This window comes from Pseudolysinimonas yzui, assembly GCF_014653215.1.
Lineage (GTDB): Bacteria > Actinomycetota > Actinomycetes > Actinomycetales > Microbacteriaceae > Pseudolysinimonas_A > Pseudolysinimonas_A yzui.
This window is the reverse complement of record NZ_BNAI01000002.1, coordinates 337,868-364,287: the sequence shown is the minus strand read 5'-3', so window position 1 is coordinate 364,287 and position 26,420 is coordinate 337,868. Positions and strand designations below refer to the sequence as shown.

Below are 26,420 nucleotides of genomic sequence, written 5' to 3'. Positions count from 1 at the left end.
GGTCTACAGCACCTCGGAGCGACCGCTGAGCTTGAGGGCATCCACGACGCTCTTCACCCGCTGGGCGTTCGCGCTCGTCGTGACCAGCAGGGCGTCGGGGGTGTCGACCACGATGATGTCGCGCACGCCGATGAGCGAGATGATGCGGTCGGTCTGGCTCACGACGATGCCGCTCGAGGCGTCGGCGAGCACGCGGGCGTTCTCGCCGAGGATCGCGAGGTCGTTCTTGCGCCCCCCGGAGTGCAGTTTGGCGATCGAGGCGAAGTCGCCGACGTCGTCCCAGTCGAAGGTGCCGGGCACGACGGCGAGGCGTCCGGCCCGGGCGGCGGGCTCGGCCACGGAGTAGTCGATGGCGATCTTGGTGAGTCCCGGCCAGATGCGGTCGACCGCCGGGCCGCGGCGTGCCGGATCGTCCCAGACGGCCGCCAGCTCCTCGAGGCCGCTCACCAGTTCCGGCTGGGTCTCGCGCATCTGGTCGAGCAGAACGTCGGCCCGGGCGACGAACATGCCCCCGTTCCAGAGGTGCTCACCGCCTTCGACGTACTGCTCCGCCGTCGCCAGGTCGGGCTTCTCGACGAAACTCTCCACCCGCAGCGCCTTCGGGGCCCCCGGGATGTCGAGCGACTCGCCGCAGTGGATGTAGCCGAAACCGATCGCCGGTTCGGTGGGGGTGATGCCGATCGTCGCGATGTAGCCGGCGTCGGCGACGACGACGGCCTGCTCGATCGCGCGGCGGAACGAGCGCACATCCCGGATCACGTGGTCGGCGGCGAACGACCCGACGATCACGTCGGGCTCGCGGCGCACCAGGATGGCGGCGGCGAGTCCGACCGCGGCGGAAGAGTCCTTCGGTTCGCTCTCGAGCACGACGTTGGCGTCGGCGAGCTCGGGAAGCTGCTCCTCGACGGCGGCGCGGTGGGCGCGCCCGGTGACCACCATGATCCGCTGGTCACCCGAGAGCGGGGCGAGCCGGTCCCAGGTGCTGCGCAGCAGGGTGCTGCCCGATCCGGTGAGGTCGTGCAGGAACTTCGGGGCGTCGGCGCGCGAGAGCGGCCAGAGCCGGGAGCCGATGCCGCCGGCGGGGATGACGCTGTAGAACCGGGCGAGCGCGTCGGGGGTGTCGGCCATGCGCCTCAGCGTAACCGTGGGGCATGAGCGCAGTCTTCAGCCGCCGTACACCCGCACGTCACGCCGAGGTCGCCTGCCCCCGCCCGAGCGCTCCGTAGCGTCGCGGCATGAGGGTCGCCGTGGTGAGCGAGAGCTTCCTGCCGACGGTCAACGGCGTCACGACGTCGGTCGTCCGCGTGCTCGACCACCTCGCGATGCGTGGGCACGAGGCGACGGTCATCGTTCCCGCGGCGGGTTCGCCGCGCGAATACGCCGGATTCCGCATCCATCAGGTGCCCGCCCTCGCCTACCGCCAGTTTCCGGTGGGCCTGCCGAACTCGCAGGTGAGCGGACTGCTCGCCGCCTTCCGGCCCGACGTGCTGCATGTGGCCTCCCCGTTTCTGCTCGGCGCGCAGGCGATCGCGTCGGCGAACCGCCTCGGCGTGCCCAGCGTCGCGATCTACCAGACCGACGTGTCGGGATACGCGCGGCGCAATCGGCTCTCGGCCGCGAGCGCGTTCGCCTGGCGCCTCGTGCGGTGGATCCACGAGGGCGCGGATCTGACCCTCGCCCCGTCGACCACGGCGCTCGCCGACCTCCGCGCCGCGGGCGTGCCCCGCCTGGAGCGCTGGGGTCGCGGCGTCGACATCGAGCGCTACCACCCGAGCCGGCGGACGGGCGCCGGCGCAGCCGACCTGCGGGCACGACTCGCTCCCGACGGCGAGACGATCGTCGGCTACGTCGGCCGGGTCGCCCCGGAGAAGAGCCTCGAGCGGCTGGCCGAGCTGCGCGACATCCCCGGGATGCGGCTCGCCGTCATCGGGGACGGCCCCGCGATGCCGCAGGTCGTGCGCGCGCTCGACGGGATGCCGGTCACCTTCCTCGGCGCCCTCGGTGGCGACGACCTCGCCGACGCCTACGCCGCGCTCGACCTGTTCGTGCACACCGGCACCGAGGAGACCTTCGGGCAGACCCTTCAGGAGGCCCACGCGAGCGGGCTCCCCGTCGTCGCTCCCCGGGCGGGCGGCCCGATCGACCTCGTCGAACCCGGCGTCGACGGGTTGCTCTACGACCCCGCGTCCGACTCCGACCTGCGGACGGCCGTGGCGGGACTGGTCGCCGCTCCGGAGCTGCGGGCCCGGATGGGCGAGGCCGGTCGACGGCGGGTGCTCGGCCGGTCGTGGGCGGCGATCTGCGACGACCTGCTGGAGTTCTACGCTCGCGTCATGACCGACCGCGCCCTCGCCGGCGCGCGCATCTGAGGCTCGCCGGTCGCCTAGACTGACGAGTACTGATTCACACTGCGGCGCGCCACCCCGCGACGGAGCACAAGGAGGAATCCGTGTCCACGACTGACGCGGCGAAGATCCGGGCTCCCAAGATCACAGCCCCGAAGCGACCGGTCGGAACCCTGTACCGCGGCCGCGAAGGAATGTGGTCCTGGGTGCTGCATCGCATCACCGGGGTCGCCATCTTCTTCTTCCTGTTGGTGCACATCCTCGACACCGCGCTCATCCGGGTCAGCCCGGAGGCGTACGACGCGGTGATCGGCACCTACAAGACCCCGATCATGGGCCTCGGCGAGATCGGCCTCGTCGCCGCGATCGGCCTGCACGCCCTCAACGGCCTGCGCATCATCGCGATCGACTTCCTGAGCATCGGCCCGCGCATCCAGCGCCTCATGTTCTGGATCGTGGTCGCCGTGTGGCTTCTGCTGCTCGCCGGCTTCATCCCGCGTCAGCTCCTGCACGTCTTCGGAGGCGAGTGATGGCCACCTCGACCGCGATCCCGGCGCCCAACACTCGTCAGCTCAAGCGCCGCAGGGTGAACTGGGAGATGTGGGGCTGGCTCTACATGCGCGTCTCGGGCGTGCTGCTCGTCGTGCTGATCTTCGGCCACCTGCTGGTGAACCTCTTCCTCGGTGACGGGGTGAAGGCGATCGACTTCGCGTTCGTCGCCGGCAAGCTCGCCGACCCGTTCTGGGTGGTCTACGACATGCTGCTGCTCTGGTTCGCCCTCATCCACGGGGCCAACGGCATGCGCACGATCATCAACGACTACGCCCACGGGCGCCTGCGGATCGTGTTCCTGGTCGCCCTCGCGGGCGCCACGATCGTGCTCCTCACCCTCGGAACCCTCGTTCTCACGACGTTCGACCCGTGCATCGGGGAACCGTCGGCAACCCTCGCTCCGCTCTGCGCGGCGCAGTGATCCCGGAGCACACACGCATGGATTTTGAAGACGGCGACGTCATCGACGGCGTTCACTATCACCGCTACGACGTCGTGATCGTCGGGGCCGGCGGCGCCGGCATGCGCGCGGCGATCGAGGCGGGACCGAAGGCGAAGACGGCGGTCATCACGAAGCTCTACCCGACCCGGTCGCACACCGGTGCGGCGCAGGGCGGCATGGCTGCGGCCCTCGCCAACGTCGAGGAGGACAGCTGGGAGTGGCACACCTTCGACACCGTCAAGGGCGGCGACTACCTCGTCGACCAGGATGCGGCCGAGATCCTGGCGAAGGAAGCCATCGACGCCGTGCTCGACCTCGAGAACATGGGCCTGCCGTTCAACCGCACGCCCGACGGCAAGATCGACCAGCGGCGCTTCGGCGGCCACACCCGCGACCACGGCAAGGCGCCGGTGCGCCGGGCCTGCTACGCGGCGGACCGCACCGGCCACATGATCCTGCAGACGCTGTTCCAGAACTGCGTGAAGCTCGGCGTCGAGTTCTACAACGAGTACTACGCGCTGGATGTCGTCATGACCACGGTCAAGGGCAAGGAGCAGCCCTCGGGCGTCGTCGCCTACGAACTCTCCACCGGTGAGATCCACGTCTTCCAGGCGAAGGCGATCGTCTTCGCCACCGGCGGCTTCGGCAAGATCTACAAGACCACCTCGAACGCGCACACCCTCACCGGTGACGGCGTCGGCATCATCTGGCGCAAGGGTCTGCCGTTGGAAGACATGGAGTTCTTCCAGTTCCACCCGACCGGACTGGCCGGCCTCGGCATCCTCTTGACCGAGGGCGCCCGCGGTGAGGGCGCCATCCTGCGCAACGCCTCCGGTGAGCGCTTCATGGAGCGCTACGCCCCGACCATCAAAGACCTCGCGCCGCGCGACATCGTGTCGCGCTGCATGGTGCAGGAGGTCGCCGAGGGTCGCGGGGCCGGACCGCACAAGGACTACGTGCTGCTGGACTGCACCCACCTCGGGGCCGAGGTGCTCGAGACGAAGCTGCCCGACATCACCGAGTTCGCCCGCACGTACCTGGGCGTCGACCCGGTCGTCGAGCCGGTGCCCGTCATGCCGACGGCGCACTACGCGATGGGCGGCATCCCGACCAACGTCAAGGCCGAGGTGCTGCGCGACAACGACACCGTCGTGCCCGGTCTCTACGCGGCCGGTGAATGCGCCTGCGTGAGCGTGCACGGCTCCAACCGCCTGGGCACCAACTCGCTGCTCGACATCAACGTGTTCGGCAAGCGGGCCGGCAACAACGCCGTCGAATACGCCAAGACGGTGGACTGGACGCCGCTGCCGAAGAACCCCGCCGCGTTCGTCACCGGGCTCGTCGCGCAGCTGAAGAACTCGACGGGCACCGAGCGCATCGCGCATCTGCGCAAGGAACTGCAGGAGGAGATGGACCGCAACGCGCAGGTCTTCCGCACCGACGCGTCGCTCGAGAAGGTCACCCACACGATCTACACGCTGCGCGAGCGCTACAAGAACGTGTCGATCCAAGACAAGGGCAAGCGGTTCAACACCGACCTGCTCGAAGCGATCGAACTGGGCTTCCTGCTCGACCTCGCCGAGGTGGTCGTCTACAGCGCGCGCAACCGCAAGGAGAGCCGCGGCGGCCACATGCGCGACGACTACCCCGACCGCGACGACGCCACCTACATGAAGCACACGATGGCGTACCTGACCGGCGACCCGCATTCGCCCGACGCGTCCGACCACATCACGCTCGACTGGAAGCCGGTCGTGATCACCAACTACCAGCCGATGGAGAGGAAGTACTGATGGCCGTCGCCGAGGCGCCCGTGCAGGCATTCACCGTCACCCTCATCATCCGCCGCTTCGACCCCGAGGTCGACGAGGAGCCGCGCTGGGTCGACTACGACGTGCAGATGTACCCGACCGACCGGGTGCTCGACGCGCTGCACCAGATCAAGTGGGAGCAAGACGGGTCGCTGTCGTTCCGCCGCTCGTGCGCGCACGGCATCTGCGGTTCGGATGCGATGCGCATCAACGGCAGGAACCGGCTCGCCTGCAAGACCCTCATCAAGGATCTCGACATCAGCCAGCCGATCTACGTCGAGGCGATCAAGGGCCTTCCGCTCGAGAAGGACCTCATCGTCGACATGGAGCCGTTCTTCGAGTCGTACCGCGCCATCCAGCCGTTCCTCATCGCGAGCGACAAGCCCTACAAGGAGCGCATCCAGTCGGTCGCCCAGCGCGCGATCTTCGACGACACCACCAAGTGCATCCTCTGCGCCGCGTGCACCTCGTCGTGCCCGGTGTTCTGGACCGACGGCCAGTACTTCGGCCCGGCCGCGATCGTCAACGCGCACCGCTTCATCTTCGACAGCCGCGACGAGGGGTCGCAGGTGCGCCTCGACATCCTCAACGACAAGGAGGGAGTGTGGCGCTGCCGCACGACCTTCAACTGCTCCGAGGCCTGCCCGCGCGGCATCGAGGTCACCAAGGCGATCGCCGAAGTGAAGCAGGCCGTCCTCCGCGGAAACCCCGGCCTCCCCCGCCTCGACCTCACCGTCGTTTAACGAGGAAGGCCCGGCCCCGCGAAGGCTGGGATCACCGCGGGACCGGACCGAGTGCCCTCGGATGGGACGTCGAAGGGCTGAGACCCGGAGGTCTCAGCTGAAGAGACGTGAGCACTCGGCGGGTATGACGCGGCTTTCGCGACTTTCGTCCCCCGAGTTCGGGGGACATCGATCAGCCGATGAGGTTGACGTCGACGGTGCCGCCGCCCGACGACAACCCGAGGGGCTGGATGAGCGCGTTGATGAGTCCGTCGAGCAGGCCGAGCACTTCGGCGAGCGGGTTGCTGCCGAGCACGAGGGCGCCGAGGTAGTCGCGGTCGACGGTCTGCACCAGGTCGATCGATGAAAGCCCGCCCGGGAACGCCGCGATGTCGATGACGTAGTTGCCTGCGGCGTTGACCTGCACCGTGGCGTAGACGGTGCCGGCCGCCTGCGCGGTGATCGTGGCGCCGGGGGTTCCCGTACCGGTGAGGTGAAGGGCGATGTCGGCGTCGACGATGGAGCCGTTGTCGTCGGTGATCGTGTCGATGACCGAGTCGACCGTCTCTTCGAGCACCCCGCCGACGGTGTCGGCATCGCCGGCGACGACCTCTTCGATGTCGACGACCCCGTCATCGGATGTCGTCGAGCCGGCGTCGTCGGTCGTCTCGTCCTGCTCGACGGCGGCGGGCGGCGGGGCGGATCCCCCGTCGTCGACGGTCGGCGCGACGCCGAGCGCGACGCTGCCGACGATCACGGCGGCGACGGCGAACCCGCCGACGAGCGTGCCCGTTCCGGCGGCGGCTCCCATCGAGAGTCCGCCGACGATGGGCGCCGCGAGCACTCCGCTGCCGGCGATCGTGTCGAGGGCGACGGGCACGTCGGGGATCGGCAGGGTGGCGGCGGAGGCTCCCGACGCTTCGCTGAGCGACGCCAGCAGCGACCCCCCGGCGACGCCACCGAGGAGCAGCGGGAGCAGCACCAACGCGAGGCGGGAGCCGACCTCGTCGACCTCTTCCGACACGATGGTGCACTTGGCGCAGCCGGCGAGGTGCGCGGTGAGCCGCTCGCGATCGCGGTTCGAGAGACCGTCGCGGGCATGCTCGCCGAGCCGCGACATCGCCCACTGGCATTCACCGGACGCGCTGGCATCCGACACATGCGCCTGCAGCCACGCCTTGCGCAGGCCTTCCCGGGCGCGGTACGAGAGGGCGGCGACGCCGTTCGCGGTCATGCCCATCAGGGGCGCGACCTCGTGCGGGTCCATGCCTTCGACCTCGGTGTACCAGAGCACGGTCTGCCACCGCTCGGGGAGGGAGCGGAAGGCGCGCGCGGTCAGTGTCCGGTCGAGGGCCCACGCGGCCGGGTCGTCCGGAATCCTGTCGTCTTCGAAGTCTTCGATGATGTCCACCTGGACGTCACGCGAGGCGGCCCCCCAGGAGCTCGCTAGGTTTCGGATAGTCGTGTACAGGTAGGGACGAAAGGCGCCGGTAGGTCCGCCGCCCGCCAGAACACGTTGGTAGATCCGTGCATAAGCCTCGCTGACGAGGTCATCCGCATCGATCGACGACGTGAACTGGCGGGCGACGCGAGCGGCAGAACGATAATGACGGCGCCACAATTCCCCGAACGCCCGCGTATCCCCCGATCGCGCGCGTTCGATCAGCTCCGCATCCGAAGTGGTTAGCTTCGTATCCTGCTCGCTCATCCCCCTGATCCATTCCCGGGCCTCTCTGTGTCCCTCATTCAGGAATCGAAACCCGTCGAGAGCGTTGCCGCGACGCGACGGCTTTCACCAAAAGAGACAGCCCGTTCCGTCTACTATGACGCCGATGTTCACCCGCGACTCACCCCCCGAATGGGGGGCACCTAGGCCCCGCCTAGGCTGACACCCATGCGACTGACGGATCGGATCGCTGCCGCAAACGCCTGGGCGCAACGCCAGAAGGCCGTGCGGGTGTTCGTGCGCTACGGTCGCGACCGCGGCCCGATCCTGGCGAGCGGACTGGCGTATCAGGCGCTGTTCGCCGTGTTCGCGGGCCTGTGGGTCGCCTTCTCGGTCGCGGGTGTCGTGGTGAGCGGCGACACGCTCCTTCGACAGACCCTGCTCGACTTCCTCGCCGGGGTGGTGCCGGGTCTCATCAAGGACGGCTCGCGCAATGGGGCGATCGACCCGGAGGTGTTCTCGGCGGGCGTCGAGTTCGGCGTTTCGGGCCTGGTCGCATTCGTCGGGCTGCTGTTCACCGCGCTCGGCTGGCTCGCCTCCGCCCGCGACTCGGTGCGCACCCTGTTCGATCTGCCACCCGCGTCGACCAACGTGGTGCTGCAGAAGCTCATCGACCTCGCCCTCGGCGTCGCCTTCGGCGTGCTCCTGCTGATCGCTGCGGGACTGTCGTTCGCCGGCACCACCGCGACGGAGGGCGTGCTCGGCTGGCTGGGCATCGACGCACGGTCGGTCATCGGCCTGGTGCTGAGCCGCACGGTCACCCTGGTCGTCGCGGTGCTCGTGTACGCGACCGCCCTTGCCGGGCTCTACCGGCTGCTCGCCGGAGTGAAGGTGCCCGCCCGCATCCTGCGGCACGGGGTGATGCTCGGCGCGATCGGGCTCGCCGCGCTGACCGTCGCCGGGGGCCTGCTGCTCGGCGGCGCGCGGAGCAACCCGCTCATCGGATCCTTCGCGGTCGTCGCCGGCCTGCTGATCTACTACAACTTCGTGTCGCAGGTGATCCTGATCGCCGCCACCTGGATGGCGGTGGACGTCGACGACGAGGGGATCGTGATCGACCGGAAGGTCTTCGAGGCCCGGCTCGAGCAGGCACGAGCACTCGTCGCCGCGCACACGCCGCAGCCTCCCCCGAAGCGCGGATTCTGGCAGCGGCTGTTCGGCCGTCGCTGAGCGCCGCCGTCTCGGTGGTCGCCGCTACCGTAGATGCGTGACTCGCCTCCGCATCGCCAGTGTCAACGTCAACGGGGTGCGCGCCGCGTTCCGCAAGGGGATGGGCGACTGGCTCGCCGGCCGGGATGTCGACATCCTCGCGATGCAGGAGGTGCGGGCCGAGACCGAGCACCTCGACGAGCTGCTCGGCGACGAGTGGGACATCTTGCACGACCCGGCGACGGCGAAGGGCCGGGCAGGGGTGGCGATCGCGTCGCGGCGCGCGGCGTCGGTGCACCGGGTGACCTTCGGCCCCGACGACTTCGACTCCGCCGGTCGGTGGCTCGAAGCCGACTACGACGTCGACGGCACCGTCGTCACCGTCGTGTCGTGCTACGTGCCGTCGGGGGCGGTCGGCACGCCCAAGCAAGACGAGAAGTTCCGGTTCCTCGAGGGGATGCTCGTGCACCTGCCGGAGCTGCGGCAGCGCAATCCGCTGTCGGTCGTGATGGGTGACCTGAACGTCGGGCACCGCACGCTCGACATCCGCAACTGGAAGGGCAACGTCAAGAACGCCGGGTTCCTGCCGGAGGAGCGGGCGTACTTCGATCGGTTCTTCGGGGCGGAAGACGACCCCGGCTACAACGCCGGGGCCGGCTTCGGCTTCGTCGACGTCGGGCGCCGCTTCGCCGGCGAGGTCGACGGCCCCTACACCTGGTGGTCGAACCGCGGCAAGGCGTTCGACACCGACACCGGCTGGCGCATCGACTACCAGGCGGCGACCGTCGAGCTGGCCGCTAAAGTCGTCGATGTGAAGGTCGATCGGGCTGCGGCATGGGACGAGCGATGGTCGGACCACGCTCCCCTCGTCGTCGACTACCAGCTCTAGAACGGACCTTCCCATGACCAAGCCCCGCCTCTTCTCGGGGATGCAGCCCTCTGCCGCGTCGCTGCACGCCGGCAACTACATCGGCGCGCTGCTGCAGTGGCGCGACCTGCAGGTCGAGTACGACGCCGTCTTCTGCGTCGTCGACCTGCACGCGATCACCGTTCCGCAGGATCCGGCGGAGCTCCGCGAGGCGACCCGCCGCACCGCCGCGCAGTACATCGCGGCGGGAATCGACCCGGCATCCTCGATTCTGTTCGTGCAGTCGCACGTGCCCGCCCACGCCGAACTCGCCTGGGTGCTCAATACCCTCACCGGCTTCGGCGAGGCGAGCCGCATGACGCAGTTCAAAGACAAGTCCTCGAAGCAGGGCTCGGATGCCGCGTCGGTCGGGCTGTTCACCTACCCGATCCTGCAGGCCGCCGACGTGCTGCTCTACGACGCCGAGATCGTGCCCGTCGGCGAAGACCAGCGCCAGCACATCGAGCTGACGCGCGACCTCGGCCATCGGTTCAACACCCGCTTCGGCGAGACGTTCGTGCTGCCCGAGGTGCGCATCCTGCCCGAGACGGCGAAGGTCTACGACCTGCAGAACCCGGGCTCGAAGATGTCGAAGTCGGGCGAGTCGCCGCAGGGCATCCTCTGGCTGCTCGACGAGCCGACGGTGCTGGCGAAGAAGGTGAAGTCGGCGGTGACGGATGCCGACCGCGACATCCGCTTCGATCCGGCCGAGAAGCCCGGGGTGTCGAACCTGCTGTCGCTGCTGTCGGTGCTCGGCGGTCAGCCGGTGCCGGCGCTGGTCGACCAGTTCGCCGGCCGCGGCTACGGCGACCTCAAGTCCGAGACGGCGGATGCCGTGGTCGCCGCGTTCGCCCCCGTGCGCGAACGGGCGCTCGAGCTGCTCGCCGACCCCGCCGAACTCGACCGGCTGCTCGCGGGCAACGCCGATCGGGCCGAGGCGATCGCGTCGGCGACCCTCGCGAAGGTGTACGACCGCATCGGATTCCTCCCCCGCCGCTGAGGGCGCGGAAGCTACTCGAAGACGATCGGGATTCTGACAGAGTCGTCATTCTCCGGCAGCCCCGACGCGTTCGCCTTCAGCAGCACGAGGAACCCGGAGGGATTCGTGCCCGGCGGAGGCTCGAAAGTCAGGGTGACGCTGAACGGCACCATCTCGTCCGTCATCCAGTCGCCCTCGAGCTGCGCGGGGGCTTCGACGAGCACGTTGCCCTCCGCGTCGGTCAGCTGCACCGAGAAGCTCGCCTCGAACGACCAGTTGCCCGGCACCTCCCCCGTGATCGTCAGCGGGCTGGCGACGAGGGCGTCGGTCCACCCGTCGAGGGTGATCGTCGTGCCGCCCTCCGAGGTGAACTCCCCGGTCGGCCCGATCGGCGTCGCGTCGGGGTTCACGAACGTTCTGCCGTCGGGCGTACGGCACTGTTCGGGGTAGGTCTCCAGTACCGGGTATCCGGCGGCGACGCATTCGGCGTAGCTGTTGACCGTCGGCGGAGCCGACTGCCGCAGGAGCAACCAGGTCACGAGCGCGCCCGCGAGGGCGGCGAGCACGATGACGACGACGATCAGTGCACGTTTCATGCCGCTTCTCCTTGACGGAACGGTACTCCCGAGAACGCGGGACGAACAGGCCCCGCACTCGGCCGCCGACGGCGGGAATGCCGGCCGCTCGACGTGAGTTATAGGCTGGTGACACGAAGCACGTGCTCCAGGGGCGGTGAAATCCCGCACCGGCGGTCATAGTCCGCGAACTCCTCGCCTGCGAAGGCGGGGAGCCGATCCGGTGGAAATCCGGAACCGACGGTTAAAGTCCGGATGGGAGGATGCACGCTGACCGAACACGCCGCGCGTGCTCGGATCGCACCCCTCCCGTTGCCCTGGACTGACCAGGAGTGAACGGGATGAGCGAGACCTCGCGGTACGAGGCGCCGATGCGCCGCGCACTGGATCTCGCCGCGCGCGGGCCGCTCGTCGGCGGCAATCCGCAGGTCGGTTGCGTGCTGCTGGATGCCGACGGCCGCATCGTCGCCGAAGGCTGGCACCGCGGCGCGGGCACCCCGCACGCGGAGGTCGACGCGCTCAGCAAGGTCACGGATGCCGCCGGCCTCACCGCCGTCGTCACCCTCGAGCCATGCAACCACACCGGCCGCACCGGACCCTGCTCCGAGGCGCTCATCGCGGCGGGCATCGGCAAGGTCGTGTTCGCGGTGCCCGACCCGGGCGCCGTGTCGGGTCACGGCGCGCAGCGACTCGCGGAGGCCGGCATCCCGGTGGTGCACGGCGTGCTGCACGACGAGGCCGAAGCCCTGCTGCGCCCCTGGCTCGAGGCGATGCGCCGCGGTCGGCCCTGGGTGGTCGTGAAATGGGCCTCCACCCTCGACGGTCGCGCCGCCGCCGCCGACGGTTCGAGCCAGTGGATCACCGGCGCGGCCGCGCGCCAGAAGGTGCACGAGCAGCGCGCGCAGAGCGACGCGATCCTCGTCGGCACCGGCACCGTGCTCGCCGACGACCCGTCGCTCACCGCCCGGGGGGATGCCGGCGAGCTGCTGCCCGCCCAACCGCTGCCAGTCGTCGTGGGTGAGCGCGCCATCCCGGCCGACGCCGCCCTCCACGCACACCCGCGCGGCGTGCTCCAAACCGGCACCCGCGACCTGGCCCGCGTCATGGCCGACCTGCACGCCCGCGGCATCCGCCGGGTGTACGTCGAAGGCGGGCCGACCCTCGCGAGCGCCGTCATCGCCGCCGGGTACGCCGACGAGTTCGCGATCTACCTGGCCCCCGCCCTGCTGGGTGGGCCGAAGCTCGCGATCGGCGAGCTCGGCATCCCGAGCATGGATGCGATCCTGCGCCTGCACGTCGACACCGTCGAGCAGCTGGGCGACGACCTCTATCTGCACGCTGTTCCGAAGGAAGGCTGAGATGTTCACCGGCATCATCGAAGAGTTGGGCGAGGTGCTCGCCTGGGATCGGGCGGGCGACTCCGGGCGCCTCACGATCAAGGCTCCGCTCGCGGTGAGCGATGCGAAGCACGGCGACTCGATCTCGGTCGACGGCGTCTGCCTGACCGTCGTCGACCAGGGACCCGACTGGTTCACCGCGGATGTCATGGCCGTGTCGATCGCGATGTCCACTCTGGGCGAGCGGAAGGTCGGCGACCGCGTCGACATCGAGCGCGCCGCCGCCCTCGGCGACCGTCTCGGCGGCCACATCGTGCAGGGTCACATCGACGGCACGGCGACCCTGCTCACCGTGACGCCGGGCGACGCCTGGCGCGTGCTGCGCTTCACCCTCGACCCCGAGCACGCTCCCCTCGTCGTGCGCAAGGGCTCGATCGCGGTCAACGGCGTCTCGCTCACCGTGAGCGACGCCGGCGACGACTGGTTCGAGGTCTCGCTCATCCCCGAGACGCTCGCCGCGACCACCCTCGGCACCCTCACCCCCGGCGACCGGGTCAACATCGAGACCGACATCGTCGCCCGTCACGTCCAACGCCTCATCCACTTCGGAGCGGGCGCACTCGAGTCACCCAGCGGGGCTGTCGGCGCTTTCGCCGCGGGTTCGGTGGGCATCTATGGGCACGGCGGAAGCGCCGACAGCCCCGCAACAGGAGGAAACGCATGAGTCTCGCCGACATCCCTACCGCCCTTCAGGCGCTGCGTGAGGGCAAGCCCGTCATCGTCGCCGACGACGAGGGCCGCGAGAACGAGGGCGACGTCGTGATGGCGGCGCAGTTCGTGAGCCAGGAGTGGATCGCCTGGACGGTGCGGCACACCTCCGGGTATCTCTGCGCGCCGCTGACGAACGAGATCGCCGACCGGCTCGAGCTGCCCCCGATGTGGGCGCACAACGAAGACCCGCGCGGCACCGCGTACACGATCAGCGTGGATGCCGCCGACCGGTTGTCGACGGGCATCTCGGCCTCCGACCGCGCGCACACCCTGCGTGTGCTCGCCGACCCCGAGTCGACGCCGGCCAGCCTCATCCGACCCGGCCACATCATCCCGTTGCGTGCCGTCGACGGTGGGGTGCGGGAACGCGACGGCCACACCGAGGCGACCGTCGACCTGCTGAAGCTCGCCGGGCTGACCCCGGTCGGGGTGATCGGCGAGATCGTCGAAGACGGCGGCGAGATGATGCGTCTGCCCGGGTTGCTCGCGCTCGGCGCGGAGCACGACATCCCGGTGATCACGATCGAAGAGCTCATCCGGTTCATGGAGGAGCGCAAGTGCGAGAAGGATCCGACGGCGGTCGTCGAGATTCCCGAGACGGCCCGTGTGTCGTTCGAGGTGGAGACCAACGTGCCGACGGCGCACGGCACGTTCCGGGTGCGGGCGTACCGTGACCGGTCGACCGGCGCCGACCACGTCGCGTGGATCTCGGGTGAACCGAAAGACGGCGCGCTCGTGCGCGTGCACTCGGAGTGCCTCACCGGCGAAGCCTTCGGGTCGCTCAAGTGCGAGTGCGGCCCGCAGCTCGATGCGGCGCTGGAGCGCATCCGGGATGACGGCGGCGTCGTCGTCTACCTGCGCGGCCACGAGGGGCGCGGCATCGGTCTGATCAACAAGCTGCGCGCGTACAAGCTGCAGGAGGAGGGCCTCGACACGCTCGACGCCAACCTCATGCTCGGGCTGCCCGCCGACGCCCGCGACTACGGCGCGGCGACGGCGATCCTGAAGGACCTCGGCCTGAGCTCGGTACGGCTGCTCAGCAACAACCCCGAGAAGGCCCGCCAGCTGCAGGAGCGCGGCGTGACGGTGACCGAGCTGGTACCGCTCGTCGTCGGTGTCGGCGACTTCAACGAGGGCTACCTCGAGGCCAAGCGCGACCGCATGGGTCACGCCCTTCCCGACCAGGAGGGCCTCGACGCGGCCCGCCTCGCCGACGAACTGAAGGCCGACGAACTGAAGGAGACGACGCGATGAGCGGCGAAGGAATGCCCGAGCTCGACACCGACGGCACGGGACTCAACGTGACGATCGTGTCGGGGCTGTGGCACACCCGCATCTCGGAGGGGCTGCTCGCGGGTGCCCGCGGCGTGCTCGCGGCGTCCGGGGCGACGGTGACCGAGATCCAGGTCGCCGGCAGCTTCGAGTTGCCGGTCGTCAGCAAGGTCGCCCTCGAGACGGGGGCGGATGCCGTGGTCGCGTTGGGCGTGATCGTGCGCGGCGAGACCCCGCACTTCGACTACGTCGCCGCCGCCGCGACCGACGGGCTGACCCGGGTCGCCCTCGACACCGGCAAGCCGGTCGGTTTCGGGGTGCTCACGGTCGACACCGAGCAGCAGGGACTCGACCGCGCCGGGCTGCCCGAGTCGAAGGAGGATGTCGGCGGTCGCGCCGCCGAGGCCGCCCTCGCCACCGCGAAGGTGCTGCGAGCTCTGCGGGGTTAGCCGGCGCGCCGCAGGAGGCGCACGACGACGGATGCCGCGAGTGTGAGCACGAGAATCGCCGCACCCGCGAGGGTGCCGGCGTCGAAGGCGGTGTCGCGCAGCTGCGCGTAGCTGCCGGGTACGCCGTCGCGGGCGACGTGTGCCGCGAACGATCCGAGAAGCAGCAGGCCCGCCGACATCCACGCGGCGACCCGCACGATGCCGACCGCCGGCGGGTCGGTGCGGTGCACCACTCCGGCGCGACGCAGCGCGAGCACCGCCCAGGCCGCGACGACCGCCAGGCCGAGTGCCGAGAACCCCTGCTGCAGCCAGGTGGTGCCGTCGACCGGCCCCCACTGTTCGCCGAGCACGGGGAACCACTCCGAGCCGAGCCGGTCGGGATGCGTGAACAGGTCCCAGAAGACGTGGGTCACGACGCCGATGAGGGCGGCGACCACGAGGAGCACCGCCGACCGTACCGGCCGCTCGGGGCGACCGACGCGATCCCAGGCCCACGGCATCCGCGCCCTCAGCGCTTCCGGAAGGAGCAGCGCCGACGCCGCCGGGCGGATCACCAGGCGCCACACCGCGTAGAGCACCAGCGCGAGCGGCACCGACACCACGAGCAGTCCGGGGAATCCGTGGGTCACCGAGTACGGCGCCACCCAGGGGAAGAACAGCGGCAGGTCGGGCGCCATCGCCCCGACCGCCACCGCCCCCGCCGGGATCGGGGTTCGGATGAACGGCAACGCCACGATCGCGTGACTCGGCGTGAACGGCACGCGCTCATCCTCATAGGCCGAAGCTGGGCGTTTGCTCCGCCGATTCCGCGCCGCTCCGCCGGATTCGCGCGGAGCAACGCGAAAGCTGCGGAGTAACCCCGATTAGTCGAGGAAGAGCGCGCGCAGGCGGCGGGTGGTGAAGATCAGGCCGACGGCGATCATCACGAGGTAGTAGGCGAGGTGGCCGAGCATCGCGACCGAGAGCGCGCCGGTGGTGAGGCCGCGCACCAGCTCGACGCCGTGCCACAGGGGCAGCGCCATGATGAACCACTGCACGGTCTCGGGGTAGACGGTGATCGGGAAGAACGTCGCCGAGAGCAGGAACATCGGCAACAGCACGAGCGGGATGACCTCCATCTGCTGGAAGGTCTTCAGGTACGACGTGATGCCCATGCCGAGCGAGGCGAACCCGAACGCGATCACCAGGATCGCGGGCAGGGCGAGCAGGGCGGTCCAGGCGAGGTTGAGGCCGAGCGCCTGCATGACGAGCAGGAACGTGACGCCGTACGCCGCACCGCGCAGCAGGGCGAGCGAGATCTCGCCGAGGGCGACATCGAGCGGGCCGAGGCGGGTGGCGAGCATGCCCTGGTAGAGCTTCCCGAAGTGCATCTTGAAGAACACGTTCCAGGTGGAGTCGTAGATCGCGCCGTTCATCGCCGAGACCGCGAGCAGGGCGGGGGCGATGAATGCCGCATACGGGATGTCGTTGCCGGCCGAGTCGGTGACGGTGCCGATCAGCCCGCCCAACCCGAGGCCGAGCGAGAGCAGGAAGAAGATGGGCTCGAACACCCCGGTGAGCACGATCCACCAGTTGGTGCTGCGGGTGGCGAGCAGCCCCCGACCCAGCACCGCGCGAGCGTTGCCGGAGTAGAGGGCGCGCACCCCGCCGGTGTCGCGGCGCTGCGCCGCCCGGTACGTCGCCGCGGTCGTCATCGGTCGAGCCTCTTCACCGAGAAGTGCACCGTGAGCCGCCAGCCGACGATGGCGAGCGCGAGCAGGAACAGCACATGGATGACGCTGAGCCAGATCGGCTCGGTCGGCCCGTAGGAGAACTGGCGGGAGAGTTCGCTGCCGTGCCAGATCGGCGAGATCCAGCCGATCCACTGCAGGAAGACCGGCAGCTGGCTGAGCGGGAACACGGTGCCGCTGAACAGCGACAGCGGCATGATGATCAGCCGGTTGACGATGTTGAACTGCCCGCGGTCTTCGGTGATCGTCGCCGACCAGGCCGCGACGGGCGAGAACGCGAAGGCGGTGAGCATCGCGATCGGCACGACGAGCACGCTCCACGGCGAGATCACCCCGCCGAACAGCGCGACCGCGGCGAAGTAGATGCCGGCCGTGAACGCCGCCCGGATGGCGACGAACAGGAACATGCCGTCGATGATCTGCCGCCCGGTGAGGGGGGCGGAGTTCATCCCGATGAAGATCGCGTTCCACTTGAAGCCCAGCAGCATGCCGAACATGTACTCCTCGGCGGCGACGAGCACGGCGGCGTTGACGATGAGCGCCGGGGCGACGAACTGCAGGTAGCCGACGCCGTCGACGAACTCGTCGCCCTGGCTGTCGACGACGAGCGACGCGAGCCCGACGCCGAACGCGAAGAGGTAGAGGAACGGCGTGCCGAACGCGGTGACGAGCATCGTCCAGAAGTAGGCGCGCACGGCGCGCAGCTTGTGCTCGACGACGTACCAGGCGCCGTAGCGCCGGCTCTTCGCGGGGTCGGCCCGCACGGCGGCCCGGGGTGGGATGACGGAGGTCATTCGATCAGCGACCGTCCGGTGAGGCGCAGGAAGACGTCTTCCAGCGACGACCGCCGCACGAGGCTGGTGATCGGCTCGAGGCCGCGGCGGGTGACTTCGACGAGGGCGGCCTCGCCGTCCTGGGCGTAGACGAGCACCCGGTCGGGCAGCACTTCGAGTCGCTCGCCGATGCCGGCGAGGTCGGCCGCGGCGGTCTCGTTGCGCTCCGACCCGAACCGCACCTCGAGCACCTCGCGGCTGGAGTGTTCGCGGATGAGCGCCGCGGGTGCGCCTTCGGCCATGATGCGGCCCTTGTCGACGACGATCAGCCGGTCGCAGAGCTGCTCGGCCTCATCCATGTAGTGGGTGGTGAGCACGAGCGTGGTGCCCTGCTCCTTGAGGCGGAACAGCCGGTCCCAGAGGATGTGGCGCGCCTGCGGGTCGAGCCCGGTCGTCGGCTCGTCGAGCAGCAGGATGCGGGGGTCGTTGATGAGGGCGCGCGCGATCGTCAGGCGGCGCTTCATGCCGCCGGAGAGGTCGTCGATCTTCGCCTTCTTGCGGTCGGCGAGCTGGGCGAACTCGAGCAGCTCGTCGGCGCGCTGCGCGACGTGCGACCGCGGCAGCCCGAAGTAGCGGCCGTAGACGATGAGGTTGTCGCGCACCACCAGTTCGGTGTCGAGGTTGTCCTGCTGCGGCACGACGCCCAGCTGGGAGCGGATCTCGGGGCCGTGGGCGTCGGGGTCCATGCCGAGGATGGAGAGGTGACCCGACGTGCGGGTCGACACCGCGCCGACCATGCGCATCGTCGTCGACTTGCCGGCGCCGTTCGGGCCGAGCAGACCGAACGATTCGCCCGGCGCGACCTCGAACGAGATCCCGTCGACCGCAGCTGTCTGCTTGTAGGTCTTGACGAGGTCGGTGGCGACGATCACGGGGGCTGACACGAGAGTCGAGTCTAGGTCTGCCCCTCCGACACCGCGAGGTTCCCTCCGTTTCGGTGTCGCCCGCCGCTCAACCGCGCCGCATACGCTGGCTTCATGCGCATCCGATCGCTGGCCGTCACCGGTCTCCTCGCGGGAGCCCTGCTGCTCACCGGCTGCGGGCCGGCGACCCCCGAGCCCTCGGGCACGTCGTCCGACCCGGCGGCGACTCCCGACGCGACGCCGACCGAGGGTGCGCTGGTGCCCGCCGAGCTGGTGCTGCCCGACGACGCGCTGCTCGGGCTGGTCGGCATCCTCACCGCCCCGAACGGCGCGACCGCCGACCTCGCGGTCATCGTGCACGCCTCGCTTCCGCACATGGTGCCCGAGGCGGCGGATGCCGTGGCCGCGACCGCCGCGTGGTGCGCCGGCGAGGTGGATGAGTCGGTGATCAGCGGGCGCGGCTTCACCTTCACCTTCGTCGACGTCACCGTGACCCCGCGCGACGGCGACTGGCCCGACGACCTGTCACTGCTCGTGCTGCCGGTCGCGAACCCGGAACTCGGCTCGACGATCGTGGCGGGTGCGGGCCTGCGGCAGGTGGAGGAGGCGACGGACGAGGTGTTCGCCGACTACGTGCCCCACTGCCAGCAGCCCGCGGTGCTCGACGGCGCGGGCGCCGGCACCCTCTACCTGGGGATCCCGCAGGACATCGCCGGGGCGAACGACAACGCGTCGTTCACCGCCTGGGCGCTGCACGACTTCGGGATGACGGCGGTGCTTCCCGGCGACCTGGGGGCATCGGATGTGGAGTTCAGCATGTGCGAATCCGAGGTGACCCTGCTCGGTGAAGAGTTCGGTGCCGTGATCGAGAGTTGGGCCGAGGGCTTCTCGTCCGCCGGCTGCTTCGTCGGGGGCGCCTCGTGAGCGACGCCCGCGGCGGCGTGCTCCGGCGGAGCCGGAAGGATGCCGACACCGGCCCCCGCGCGAGCTTCCGCGAACTGCTCCCCTATCTCTTCGAACACCGTGCCGCGCTCGTCGCCGTCGCGTTCCTCTCGCTCGCGAGTGCGGCCGCGGGTCTCGCGCAACCGCTGCTCGCCGGACAGGTCGTCGGCATCGTCGAGGCCGGCGGAACGCTCGGGATGCTCGTCTGGGTACTCGTCGGACTCGTCGTCGTCGGCGCGATCCTCGGCGGCATCCAGCACTACCTGCTGCAGCGCATCGGCACCGCCGTCGTCTTCTCGGCCCGGCGCTCCTTGGTGCGCCGGATGCTGCGCCTGCCGATCTCGGAGTTCGACCGTCGCCGCACCGGCGACCTCGTCTCGCGGGTCGGGTCGGACACGACGCTGCTCTACGCCGTCATCACCCAGGGCCTGCTCGATGCGCTCGGCAGCGCCATCCTCTTCGTCGGGTCGCTCATCGGCATGCTGCTCGTCGATGCCGTGCTGCTCGGGCTGACCCTCGCGGTGATCGTGATCGCGCTGGCCAGCGGCATCCTGCTGTCGTCGCGCATCCGGCCCGCGTCGCTGCAGCAGCAGGAGCGCGTCGGCGCAGTCGCCGCCGCCGTGGAGCGCGCGATCGGCGCCATCCGCACGGTGCGCGCCGCGAACGCGACCGAACGCGAGACCGACGCGATCATCGTCGAGGCCGAAGCCGCGAAGCGCGCCGGGTACAAGGTCGCGAAGATCTCGGCGATGGTCGTGCCGATCGCCGGCATCGCGATGCAGGTGGCGTTCCTCGTCGTCATCGGCGTCGGCGGATTCCGGGTCGCCTCGGGGGCGATCTCGATCGCGTCGCTCGTGACGTTCATCCTGTTCCTGTTCATGCTGATCATCCCGCTCGGCTCGGTCTTCGGCGCGGTCAACTCGATCAACCAGGCCCTCGGAGCGCTCGGCCGCATCCAGGAGATCACCAACCTGCCCGGCGAGACCGACGAGGATGCCGCGATCGAGCCCGCCGCCCCGGTGTCGACGTCGGCGGCGATCCGCTTCGACGACGTGCGGTTCACGTACGCGGTGCCCCCGGTCAGCCCCGAGGGCACTAATCCGCCAATTTCGGGTGGGTCGAGCGTGCAATCCGTCACAAATGCCACGGATTCGGCGGCAGGCACCCCCGAACCCGAGATCCGCGAGGTGCTGAAGGGCGTGACGTTCGAGGTGCCGCGCGGGTCGCGGGTCGCGCTCGTCGGGCCGAGCGGCGCGGGCAAGAGCACGGTGTTCGCGCTGATCGAGCGGTTCTACGACCCCGACGCCGGCGTCGTGCGGCTTGACGGGCGGGATGTGCGCGGGATGCCGCGCGACGAGTTGCGCGCGCAGATCGGGTATGTCGAGCAGGACGCCCCGGTGCTCGCCGGCAGCCTGCGCGACAACCTGAAGCTGGCGTCCCCCGAGGCGACCGACGCGCAGTGCATCCAGGTGCTGCGCGATGTGAACCTCGGCGCGGTGCTCGACCGCGACCCCGCGGGGCTCGACGCTCCCGTCGGGGAGGACGGCATCATGCTCTCCGGCGGCGAACGTCAGCGCCTCGCGATCGCCCGTGCGTTGCTCGCGGCCCCGCCGATCCTGCTGCTGGACGAGTCGACGTCCAGCCTCGACGGCATGAACGAGCAGCTGCTGCGCGAGGCGATCGACGCCGTCGCGCACGACCGCACGCTGCTGGTCATCGCGCACCGGCTCTCGACGGTCGTCGACTCCGACATCATCGTCGTGCTCGAGCACGGCGAGGTGGTGGGCATCGGCACGCACTCCGAACTGGTGTCGAGCACGCCGCTCTACCGCGAACTCGCCAAGCACCAGCTGCTGGTGTAGCCGGTGGCCGGGCGGTCGGGCGAGCCGGGCGTCTCGCTGCTGGAGCGGGCGTTCCGGATGCTGCGCGCCCTCCCGGCGGACGGCACCGCGATCGCCGTACCCGACCTCGCGCACGCCGCGGGGCTCCCGGTGTCGACCACGCACCGCCTGGTCGCCGAACTCGCCCGGCTCGGCGCCGTCGAACGCACCGCCGACGGAGTCTCGATGGGACTCGGGTTGTGGGAGCTCGGCGAGCGCTCCGCCGTGTTGCGGCAGCTGCGCGAAGCCGCCCTGCCCGAACTGATCGAGCTGTACGAGGGCACCGGCGAGAACGTGCACCTCGGGGTGCTCGTCGGCCACGAGGTGCTGTACGTCGCGAAGGCGAACGGCAAGCGCGCCATCCCGACGCTCAGCGAGGTGGGGCAGCGGCATCCGCTGCACGCCACCGGCGTGGGCCGGGCGATCCTGCTGACCCGCACCCCCGCGTGGCTCGACGAGTACCTGCGCGCACCGCTCGAAGCCGAGACCCGGCACACCATCACGGATGCCGCGAAGCTGCGCGAGGTGATCGTCGCCGAGGCGGGCAAAGGGTGGGCCTACACCCGGCAGGAGATGACGCTCGGCAACATCTCGATCGCGATGCCCCTTCGCGACCGGCCCGGGCTGCCCGCGGCCGCGATCGGCATCGTCGCCCACGCCTCCAGTGCCGACGAGGTGCGTCTGCTGCCCCTCCTGCGCCGTGCCGTCGCCGCGATCGAAGCCCGGTTGGACACGACTTTCGGTGGTTGAGTAGCCGCCGCAGGCGGCGTGTCGAAACCACCCCGACGGGTTACTCGGGTTGTGGTTTCGACACGCCCGCTGCGCGGGCTACTCAACCACCGAGGGGAGGGGGATTCCACTGAGTGAGACGGGATGCGTGGTCGGCAACCCCCGGGCGGGAGAATCGCTGCGACCACATTGGAGTGACATGGACGACATCCCCAAGAGCGCCGCGACGTATCCGCCGGGGCATCCCACCCAAGCGGACATCGACGCCGAGATCGCCGACATCCGCAAGAACAAGCCGACGAGCAGCGACCCCAACTGGGGAGATCACCGCACGCTCATCGACTACCCGCCGTACCGCTCGAGCATCCTGCGGCATCCGAGCGCCAACCTCGAGCTGGTCGACCCCGAAACCATCGAACTCGCGAGTCCGGCGTTCGGGCACCGCGACGTGCACTGGACCGAGTACGACCTCACCACCCAGGTGAACGGCGAGCCGCAGGGCGAGCGCATCATCGTCACAGGCAGGGTGACGGATGCCGACGGTCGCCCGGCTGCAAATCAGCTGGTGGAGATCTGGCAGGCGAACGCGGGAGGCCGGTACCGGCAGAAGAAGGAGCGCCACCCCGCGCCGCTCGACCCGAACTTCAACGGCGTCGGTCGCGTGATCACGAACGACCAGGGCGAGTACAAGTTCGTCAGCATCAAGCCGGGCGCCTACCCGTGGCCCAACCACGAGAACGCCTGGCGGCCCGCGCACATCCATTTCTCGGTGTTCGGCAACGAGTTCACCGAGCGCATGGTGACGCAGATGTACTTCCCGGGCGACCAGCTGATGCCGCTCGACCCGATCTTCCAGTCGATCACGAGCCCGATCGGGCAGAAGAGCCTGATCGCGAAATACGACCACGACGTCACGGTTCCGAACTGGGCTCTCGGATACCGTTGGGACATCGTGTTGAACGGGCGCAACCGCACCTGGTTCTCGAGCGTCGATGGGCCGGAGGAGGACGAATGAGCACCGCCAAGGCAAGCGCCCCGAAGCTGTTCCCGACCGCCGACCAGACCGTCGGCCCGTACTACGCGATCGGCATGGCCTTCGACGGCTCGGAAGAGATCGTGCCCGCCGGCAGCGCCGGGTCGATCGTGCTGAGCGGTTACGTGTACGACGGCAACGGCGACCCGGTTCCGGATGCGGTGGTCGAGATCTGGCAGACGGATGCCGAGGGTCACGTTCCGGCGGTGTCGGGCTCGATCGTGCGCAAGGCCGACTCGTTCTCGGGCTTCGGCCGCAGCGGTTCCGACGAGGAGGGGCACTACGAGTTCACGACGGTGCTGCCCGCACCGACGGAACCCGGCAAGCCGGCGTTCTTCGCGGTGATCGTGTTCGCCCGCGGCCTGCTCGCGCGCCTGCACACCCGCATCTACGTGCCGGGGCCCGAGCTGGAGAACAGCGAGTTCCTGGGCCGGCTCACCCCGGAGCGCCGGGCGACCCTCATCGCGACGGAAGTTCCCGGCGGGCTGCGCCACGACATCCATCTGCAGGGTGAGAAGGAGACCGTCTTCCTTGCCTTCAACTGACGCCGACGTCGGCCTGCTCGACCCCGTGTGGGCGGGCAGGCCGGTCGCGTCAGTGACCTCGGATGCCGCCATCCTCGACGCCCTCGTGCGCTTCGAGTCGGCCCTCGCGTCGGCGTGCGCCCCGGCCGGGGTGGCCGCCGCGATCGACGCCGCCGGGTCGGATCTGGATGCCGCCGCCCTCGCCGCGGAGGCGCGCGCCGGGGGCAACCCCGTCATCCCGCTGCTCGCCGCCCTGCGATCGCGCCTCGAGGGCGATGCCGCGCACTGGCTGCACCGGGGGGCGACCTCGCAGGATGCGCTCGACACCGCGCTCGCGCTCGTCGCCCGGGATGCCGCCGCCGTCACGGTGACGGATGCCACCGGCACCGCGCGGATGCTCGCCGAGCACGCCACCGCTCACCGCCGCACGGTGATCGCCGGCCGCACCCTCACACAGCCGGCGACCCCGACGACGCTCGGGCTGAAGCTGGCGGGCTGGGCGTGGAGCGTCGCGCGCGCCACCTCGGCGGTGCGCACGGCGGCGGATGCCCTGCCCGTGCAGCTCGGCGGAGCGGCTGGCACCCTCGCCGCGTTCTCGGCGTCGGGTCTCGACGGCGTGTCGATCGCGTCGCGCGTCGCGCGGGAACTCGGGCTCGCCGAGGCGATCGCCCCGTGGCACGTGCACCGCTCCCCCGTCACCCGGCTCGGCGACGCGCTCGTGGAACTGACGGATGCCACCGGCACGATCGGGCGCAACGTCGCCACCCTCGCGCGGCTGGGCGAACTCGACGACGGTGCCGCGGGCGGGTCGTCGACGATGCCGCACAAGTCCAACCCGGTGCGGGCGGTGCTGCTGACGGGTGCCGCGACCCGGGCGCCGTTCCTGGGCGCGTCGCTGCACGCCGCCGCCGTCACCGTCGACGAGCGTCCGGATGGTGCCTGGCACGCGGAGTGGGCGCCGTTCCGCGATCTGCTGCGCCTCGCCGGCGGGGCTGCCGCGACGGCACTCGAACTCGCGGAGGGCCTGCGGGTGTACCCGTCGGTGATCGCCGCGCACGTTGCCTCGTCGGCTGGGGATCTGCTCGCCGAACGCGCGAAGTTCGCAACGGGGCCCGCCGCGCCCGCCGACGCTGTGCCCTCTAACTACCTCGGCTCGTCGGACGTGCTGCTCGACCGACTGCTGGTCGCCATCGAGGAGGAGCTCACGTGACCGTGCCCGACATCCGCCTGGTGCCTCTCGCGACGGGAGGCGGCGGCCTGCCGTTCGTGCTCGGCCCGTCACTGGGCACGCGTGTCGCCCGCGTCTGGGACGGTGTGCGTCCGCTGCTGGCCGACCGGCATCCGCTCTTCGGTTGGGACCTGCCGGGCCACGGCGTCTCACCCGCCGCGACTTCTGGGTTCACGGTCGACGAGATCGCCGAGGGCGTGCTGAGGGCGGTGGATGACGTCGGCCTCGGTCGCTTCGCGGTGGCGGGCATCTCGCTCGGCGGCCTCGTGTCGCTCGCGCTCGGACTGCGCGCCCCGGAGCGCATCGTCGCCACGACGATGATCTGCTCGCTGCCCCGCCTCGGAACCGCTGAGGGCTGGGCCGAGCGCGCCGCATCCGTTCGCGCGTCGGGAACCCCGTCGCTCGTGCAGGGCTCGGCGTCGCGGTGGTTCGCCCCCGGGTTCATCGACGCCTCGCCGACGGTCGCGTCGCCGCTGCTGAGCGACCTGATGGATGTCGACGACGAGAGTTACGCCCTCTGCAACGAGGCACTCGGGGCGGCCGACTACCGCGCGCGGGTGCGCGACCTCGCGATGCCGCTCACCGTGATCGCCGGCGAACTCGACCCGGTGCTCACCCTGGCCGCCGCCGAGGAGACTGCGGCTGCGGCGCGCACGGGTTCGTTCCACGTCATCGCCGGGGCGTCGCACCTGGCGCCCGTCGAGAAACCGGCCGAGGTGGCCGCGATCCTGCTGTCGGAGGTGCCGCTGTGAGCTCGGATGAGGAACGTCGCACCAACGGGATGCGCGTCAGGCGTGAGGTGCTGGGCGACGCGCATGTGGATCGTGCCGTCGCCAACGTGAACCCCGACAACGCCGACTTTCAGGACTACATCACCCGCGTCGCCTGGGGTGACATCTGGTCACGCCCCGGGCTCGACCGCCGCTCCCGCTCGATCGTGACCCTGACGGCGCTGATGACCGCGGGCTACTGGGAGGAAGTGCCGATGCACTTTCGTGCGGCTATCACCAACGGCCTCACCCGGGAGGAGATTCGCGAGATCATCCTGCAGGTCGGCCTTTACCGCGGTGTGCCTGTCGCGAACCACGGCACTGCGCTGTTGAGAGAGACGTTGGGCGACTCCGCCTAACCCGCTGGTTGAGTAGCGCCCGCCGAAGGCGGACGCGTATCGAAACCTCTCCACAGACTTCGACCAGCCCGCCTTGAAAGTGTCTAGTGTTCCTAGACTATATTGGTGGGATGACCGCGTACCGCGTCGAGGTGACCCGCGACGGCAAGTGGTGGATGGTCGCTATCCCCGAGGTCGATGGCCTCACCCAGGCTCGCCGGCTCGAGGAAGCCCCGCTCATGGCCCGCGACTACATTGCCGTCAGCCTTGACGTACCGATTGAAGAGGTCGACGTGGCGGTCGCCGTCATCGACGTCGACGGCATCAACATCTTGGACGCGATCACAAAGCTTGAGGCGGAGAGGGCGGAGGCAGAGGCGGCACGTGATCAAGTCGCCGAAGACACTCGCCGCTTGGCGCAGACGCTGGCCGGAAAGAAGATTCCCGTTCGCGACATCGGGGCGATTCTCGGCGTCTCCCACCAACGCGCTCACCAGCTCGTCGGCTGACGAG

General features: G+C 70.0%; 28 protein-coding genes and 1 riboswitch. Of the genes, 21 read left to right on the top strand and 7 right to left on the bottom strand.

Translation table 11 applies throughout. The annotated features are described in order from the left end of the window. Positions 1-3 precede the first annotated feature (3 nt). Positions 4-1,128, bottom strand: coding sequence for a mannose-1-phosphate guanylyltransferase (locus IE173_RS07585; protein ID WP_191282845.1), 1,125 nt, complete (start codon positions 1,126-1,128; stop codon positions 4-6). 107 nt (positions 1,129-1,235) lie between these two features. Here IE173_RS07585 and IE173_RS07580 point away from each other — a divergent pair, with 107 nt between their 5' ends. The 5 genes from IE173_RS07580 to IE173_RS07560 all read left to right on the top strand — a co-directional run bounded on the left by IE173_RS07580 (position 1,236) and on the right by IE173_RS07560 (position 5,893). Then, positions 1,236-2,369 carry a glycosyltransferase family 4 protein gene (locus IE173_RS07580; RefSeq protein WP_191282844.1) on the top strand — a complete coding sequence of 378 codons (1,134 nt, stop codon included), beginning with the start codon at positions 1,236-1,238 and terminating at the stop codon, positions 2,367-2,369. Positions 2,370-2,449: 80 nt separating this feature from the next. Next, positions 2,450-2,875, top strand: coding sequence for a succinate dehydrogenase, cytochrome b556 subunit (sdhC, locus tag IE173_RS07575; RefSeq protein WP_268248904.1), 426 nt, complete (start codon positions 2,450-2,452; stop codon positions 2,873-2,875). Then, a complete protein-coding gene (locus tag IE173_RS07570; protein WP_191282843.1) occupies positions 2,875-3,318 on the top strand; it encodes a succinate dehydrogenase hydrophobic membrane anchor subunit in 444 nt (147 codons plus the stop codon). The genes sdhC and IE173_RS07570 overlap by 1 nt, the downstream gene beginning before the upstream one ends. A gap of 17 nt (positions 3,319-3,335) precedes the next feature. Beyond that, positions 3,336-5,132, top strand: a complete 1,797-nt coding sequence (sdhA, locus tag IE173_RS07565) for a succinate dehydrogenase flavoprotein subunit (RefSeq protein WP_191282842.1) — start codon at positions 3,336-3,338, stop codon at positions 5,130-5,132. Then, entirely contained in the window at positions 5,132-5,893 is a 762-nt protein-coding gene (locus tag IE173_RS07560; protein ID WP_191282841.1) for a succinate dehydrogenase iron-sulfur subunit, read from the top strand. Before sdhA ends, IE173_RS07560 begins: the two co-directional genes overlap by 1 nt. Positions 5,894-6,065: 172 nt before the next feature. Here the strand turns inward: IE173_RS07560 and IE173_RS07555 are convergent, their stop codons facing one another. After that, positions 6,066-7,580 (bottom strand): sigma-70 family RNA polymerase sigma factor, encoded by a 1,515-nt coding sequence (locus tag IE173_RS07555; RefSeq protein ID WP_191282840.1) that lies wholly within the window; start codon positions 7,578-7,580, stop codon positions 6,066-6,068. A gap of 186 nt (positions 7,581-7,766) precedes the next feature. Here IE173_RS07555 and IE173_RS07550 point away from each other — a divergent pair, with 186 nt between their 5' ends. Genes IE173_RS07550 through trpS form a run of 3 tightly spaced genes read left to right on the top strand, consistent with a single transcriptional unit; the run spans position 7,767 to position 10,654 of the window. Further along, the gene (locus tag IE173_RS07550) at positions 7,767-8,768 is read left to right on the top strand and encodes a YihY/virulence factor BrkB family protein (RefSeq protein ID WP_191282839.1); all 1,002 of its coding nucleotides are present in this window, start codon (positions 7,767-7,769) and stop codon (positions 8,766-8,768) included. A 37-nt stretch (positions 8,769-8,805) separates the two neighbouring features. Continuing rightward, complete coding sequence (locus tag IE173_RS07545) at positions 8,806-9,636, top strand: exodeoxyribonuclease III (RefSeq protein WP_191282838.1); 831 nt, start codon at positions 8,806-8,808, stop codon at positions 9,634-9,636. A 13-nt stretch (positions 9,637-9,649) separates the two neighbouring features. Beyond that, on the top strand, positions 9,650-10,654 hold the full coding sequence (gene trpS / locus IE173_RS07540; protein ID WP_191282837.1) for a tryptophan--tRNA ligase: 1,005 nt from the start codon (positions 9,650-9,652) through the stop codon (positions 10,652-10,654). Positions 10,655-10,665: 11 nt separating this feature from the next. Here the strand turns inward: trpS and IE173_RS07535 are convergent, their stop codons facing one another. Then, positions 10,666-11,229 (bottom strand): Gmad2 immunoglobulin-like domain-containing protein, encoded by a 564-nt coding sequence (locus IE173_RS07535; RefSeq protein ID WP_191282836.1) that lies wholly within the window; start codon positions 11,227-11,229, stop codon positions 10,666-10,668. A gap of 119 nt (positions 11,230-11,348) precedes the next feature. After that, positions 11,349-11,480, top strand: a riboswitch (FMN riboswitch). 69 nt (positions 11,481-11,549) lie between these two features. Between IE173_RS07535 and ribD the strand changes: the two genes are divergently transcribed. Genes ribD through ribH form a run of 4 tightly spaced genes read left to right on the top strand, consistent with a single transcriptional unit; the run spans position 11,550 to position 15,037 of the window. Then, positions 11,550-12,566 carry a bifunctional diaminohydroxyphosphoribosylaminopyrimidine deaminase/5-amino-6-(5-phosphoribosylamino)uracil reductase RibD gene (gene ribD, locus IE173_RS07530; RefSeq protein WP_191282835.1) on the top strand — a complete coding sequence of 339 codons (1,017 nt, stop codon included), beginning with the start codon at positions 11,550-11,552 and terminating at the stop codon, positions 12,564-12,566. A 1-nt stretch (position 12,567) separates the two neighbouring features. Then, on the top strand, positions 12,568-13,269 hold the full coding sequence (locus IE173_RS07525; protein ID WP_191282834.1) for a riboflavin synthase: 702 nt from the start codon (positions 12,568-12,570) through the stop codon (positions 13,267-13,269). After that, complete coding sequence (gene ribB / locus IE173_RS07520) at positions 13,266-14,570, top strand: 3,4-dihydroxy-2-butanone-4-phosphate synthase (RefSeq protein ID WP_191282833.1); 1,305 nt, start codon at positions 13,266-13,268, stop codon at positions 14,568-14,570. Before IE173_RS07525 ends, ribB begins: the two co-directional genes overlap by 4 nt. Then, positions 14,567-15,037 carry a 6,7-dimethyl-8-ribityllumazine synthase gene (gene ribH / locus IE173_RS07515; RefSeq protein ID WP_191282832.1) on the top strand — a complete coding sequence of 157 codons (471 nt, stop codon included), beginning with the start codon at positions 14,567-14,569 and terminating at the stop codon, positions 15,035-15,037. The genes ribB and ribH overlap by 4 nt, the downstream gene beginning before the upstream one ends. Here ribH and IE173_RS07510 read toward each other — a convergent pair. From IE173_RS07510 to IE173_RS07495, 4 genes are all read right to left on the bottom strand, one after another. Then, positions 15,034-15,798 (bottom strand): DUF4184 family protein, encoded by a 765-nt coding sequence (locus tag IE173_RS07510; RefSeq protein ID WP_191282831.1) that lies wholly within the window; start codon positions 15,796-15,798, stop codon positions 15,034-15,036. The two genes, ribH and IE173_RS07510, sit on opposite strands and share 4 nt — an antisense overlap. Before the next feature lie 102 nt (positions 15,799-15,900). Then, a complete protein-coding gene (locus IE173_RS07505; protein ID WP_191282830.1) occupies positions 15,901-16,731 on the bottom strand; it encodes an ABC transporter permease in 831 nt (276 codons plus the stop codon). Further along, a complete protein-coding gene (locus tag IE173_RS07500; protein WP_191282829.1) occupies positions 16,728-17,561 on the bottom strand; it encodes an ABC transporter permease in 834 nt (277 codons plus the stop codon). The genes IE173_RS07505 and IE173_RS07500 overlap by 4 nt, the downstream gene beginning before the upstream one ends. After that, positions 17,558-18,484: an ABC transporter ATP-binding protein gene (locus IE173_RS07495; RefSeq protein WP_191282828.1), complete on the bottom strand. Its 927-nt coding sequence runs from the start codon at positions 18,482-18,484 to the stop codon at positions 17,558-17,560. The genes IE173_RS07500 and IE173_RS07495 overlap by 4 nt, the downstream gene beginning before the upstream one ends. Before the next feature lie 93 nt (positions 18,485-18,577). Here IE173_RS07495 and IE173_RS07490 point away from each other — a divergent pair, with 93 nt between their 5' ends. The 9 genes from IE173_RS07490 to IE173_RS07450 all read left to right on the top strand — a co-directional run bounded on the left by IE173_RS07490 (position 18,578) and on the right by IE173_RS07450 (position 26,416). Next, on the top strand, positions 18,578-19,387 hold the full coding sequence (locus IE173_RS07490; protein WP_191282827.1) for a hypothetical protein: 810 nt from the start codon (positions 18,578-18,580) through the stop codon (positions 19,385-19,387). Next, complete coding sequence (locus tag IE173_RS07485; RefSeq protein WP_191282826.1) at positions 19,384-21,267, top strand: ABC transporter ATP-binding protein; 1,884 nt, start codon at positions 19,384-19,386, stop codon at positions 21,265-21,267. The genes IE173_RS07490 and IE173_RS07485 overlap by 4 nt, the downstream gene beginning before the upstream one ends. Before the next feature lie 3 nt (positions 21,268-21,270). Next, entirely contained in the window at positions 21,271-22,035 is a 765-nt protein-coding gene (locus tag IE173_RS07480; protein ID WP_191282825.1) for an IclR family transcriptional regulator, read from the top strand. A gap of 178 nt (positions 22,036-22,213) precedes the next feature. After that, positions 22,214-23,029, top strand: a complete 816-nt coding sequence (gene pcaH, locus IE173_RS07475; RefSeq protein WP_191282824.1) for a protocatechuate 3,4-dioxygenase subunit beta — start codon at positions 22,214-22,216, stop codon at positions 23,027-23,029. Beyond that, a complete protein-coding gene (gene pcaG, locus IE173_RS07470) occupies positions 23,026-23,592 on the top strand; it encodes a protocatechuate 3,4-dioxygenase subunit alpha (protein ID WP_191282823.1) in 567 nt (188 codons plus the stop codon). The genes pcaH and pcaG overlap by 4 nt, the downstream gene beginning before the upstream one ends. Beyond that, positions 23,579-24,781: a lyase family protein gene (locus tag IE173_RS07465; protein ID WP_191282822.1), complete on the top strand. Its 1,203-nt coding sequence runs from the start codon at positions 23,579-23,581 to the stop codon at positions 24,779-24,781. The genes pcaG and IE173_RS07465 overlap by 14 nt, the downstream gene beginning before the upstream one ends. Next, positions 24,778-25,551, top strand: a complete 774-nt coding sequence (locus IE173_RS07460) for an alpha/beta fold hydrolase (RefSeq protein WP_191282821.1) — start codon at positions 24,778-24,780, stop codon at positions 25,549-25,551. Before IE173_RS07465 ends, IE173_RS07460 begins: the two co-directional genes overlap by 4 nt. Further along, a complete protein-coding gene (locus IE173_RS07455) occupies positions 25,548-25,928 on the top strand; it encodes a carboxymuconolactone decarboxylase family protein (RefSeq protein ID WP_308433088.1) in 381 nt (126 codons plus the stop codon). Before IE173_RS07460 ends, IE173_RS07455 begins: the two co-directional genes overlap by 4 nt. Before the next feature lie 110 nt (positions 25,929-26,038). Next, complete coding sequence (locus IE173_RS07450; RefSeq protein ID WP_191282820.1) at positions 26,039-26,416, top strand: HicB family toxin-antitoxin system; 378 nt, start codon at positions 26,039-26,041, stop codon at positions 26,414-26,416. The last annotated feature ends 4 nt before the right edge of the window (positions 26,417-26,420 follow it).

Coding starts and splice junctions, on each gene's coding strand:
- IE173_RS07570 (WP_191282843.1), top strand. CDS start 2,875: ATGGCCACCTCGACCGCGATCCCGGCGCCCAACACTCGTCAGCTCAAG.
- IE173_RS07535 (WP_191282836.1), bottom strand. CDS start 11,229: ATGAAACGTGCACTGATCGTCGTCGTCATCGTGCTCGCCGCCCTCGCG.
- pcaH (WP_191282824.1), top strand. CDS start 22,214: ATGGACGACATCCCCAAGAGCGCCGCGACGTATCCGCCGGGGCATCCC.
- IE173_RS07500 (WP_191282829.1), bottom strand. CDS start 17,561: ATGACCTCCGTCATCCCACCCCGGGCCGCCGTGCGGGCCGACCCCGCG.
- trpS (WP_191282837.1), top strand. CDS start 9,650: ATGACCAAGCCCCGCCTCTTCTCGGGGATGCAGCCCTCTGCCGCGTCG.
- IE173_RS07450 (WP_191282820.1), top strand. CDS start 26,039: ATGACCGCGTACCGCGTCGAGGTGACCCGCGACGGCAAGTGGTGGATG.
- IE173_RS07550 (WP_191282839.1), top strand. CDS start 7,767: ATGCGACTGACGGATCGGATCGCTGCCGCAAACGCCTGGGCGCAACGC.
- IE173_RS07490 (WP_191282827.1), top strand. CDS start 18,578: ATGCGCATCCGATCGCTGGCCGTCACCGGTCTCCTCGCGGGAGCCCTG.
- IE173_RS07525 (WP_191282834.1), top strand. CDS start 12,568: ATGTTCACCGGCATCATCGAAGAGTTGGGCGAGGTGCTCGCCTGGGAT.
- IE173_RS07585 (WP_191282845.1), bottom strand. CDS start 1,128: ATGGCCGACACCCCCGACGCGCTCGCCCGGTTCTACAGCGTCATCCCC.
- IE173_RS07580 (WP_191282844.1), top strand. CDS start 1,236: ATGAGGGTCGCCGTGGTGAGCGAGAGCTTCCTGCCGACGGTCAACGGC.
- IE173_RS07560 (WP_191282841.1), top strand. CDS start 5,132: ATGGCCGTCGCCGAGGCGCCCGTGCAGGCATTCACCGTCACCCTCATC.
- ribB (WP_191282833.1), top strand. CDS start 13,266: ATGAGTCTCGCCGACATCCCTACCGCCCTTCAGGCGCTGCGTGAGGGC.
- pcaG (WP_191282823.1), top strand. CDS start 23,026: ATGAGCACCGCCAAGGCAAGCGCCCCGAAGCTGTTCCCGACCGCCGAC.
- IE173_RS07505 (WP_191282830.1), bottom strand. CDS start 16,731: ATGACGACCGCGGCGACGTACCGGGCGGCGCAGCGCCGCGACACCGGC.
- sdhA (WP_191282842.1), top strand. CDS start 3,336: ATGGATTTTGAAGACGGCGACGTCATCGACGGCGTTCACTATCACCGC.
- IE173_RS07555 (WP_191282840.1), bottom strand. CDS start 7,580: ATGAGCGAGCAGGATACGAAGCTAACCACTTCGGATGCGGAGCTGATC.
- ribH (WP_191282832.1), top strand. CDS start 14,567: ATGAGCGGCGAAGGAATGCCCGAGCTCGACACCGACGGCACGGGACTC.
- ribD (WP_191282835.1), top strand. CDS start 11,550: ATGAGCGAGACCTCGCGGTACGAGGCGCCGATGCGCCGCGCACTGGAT.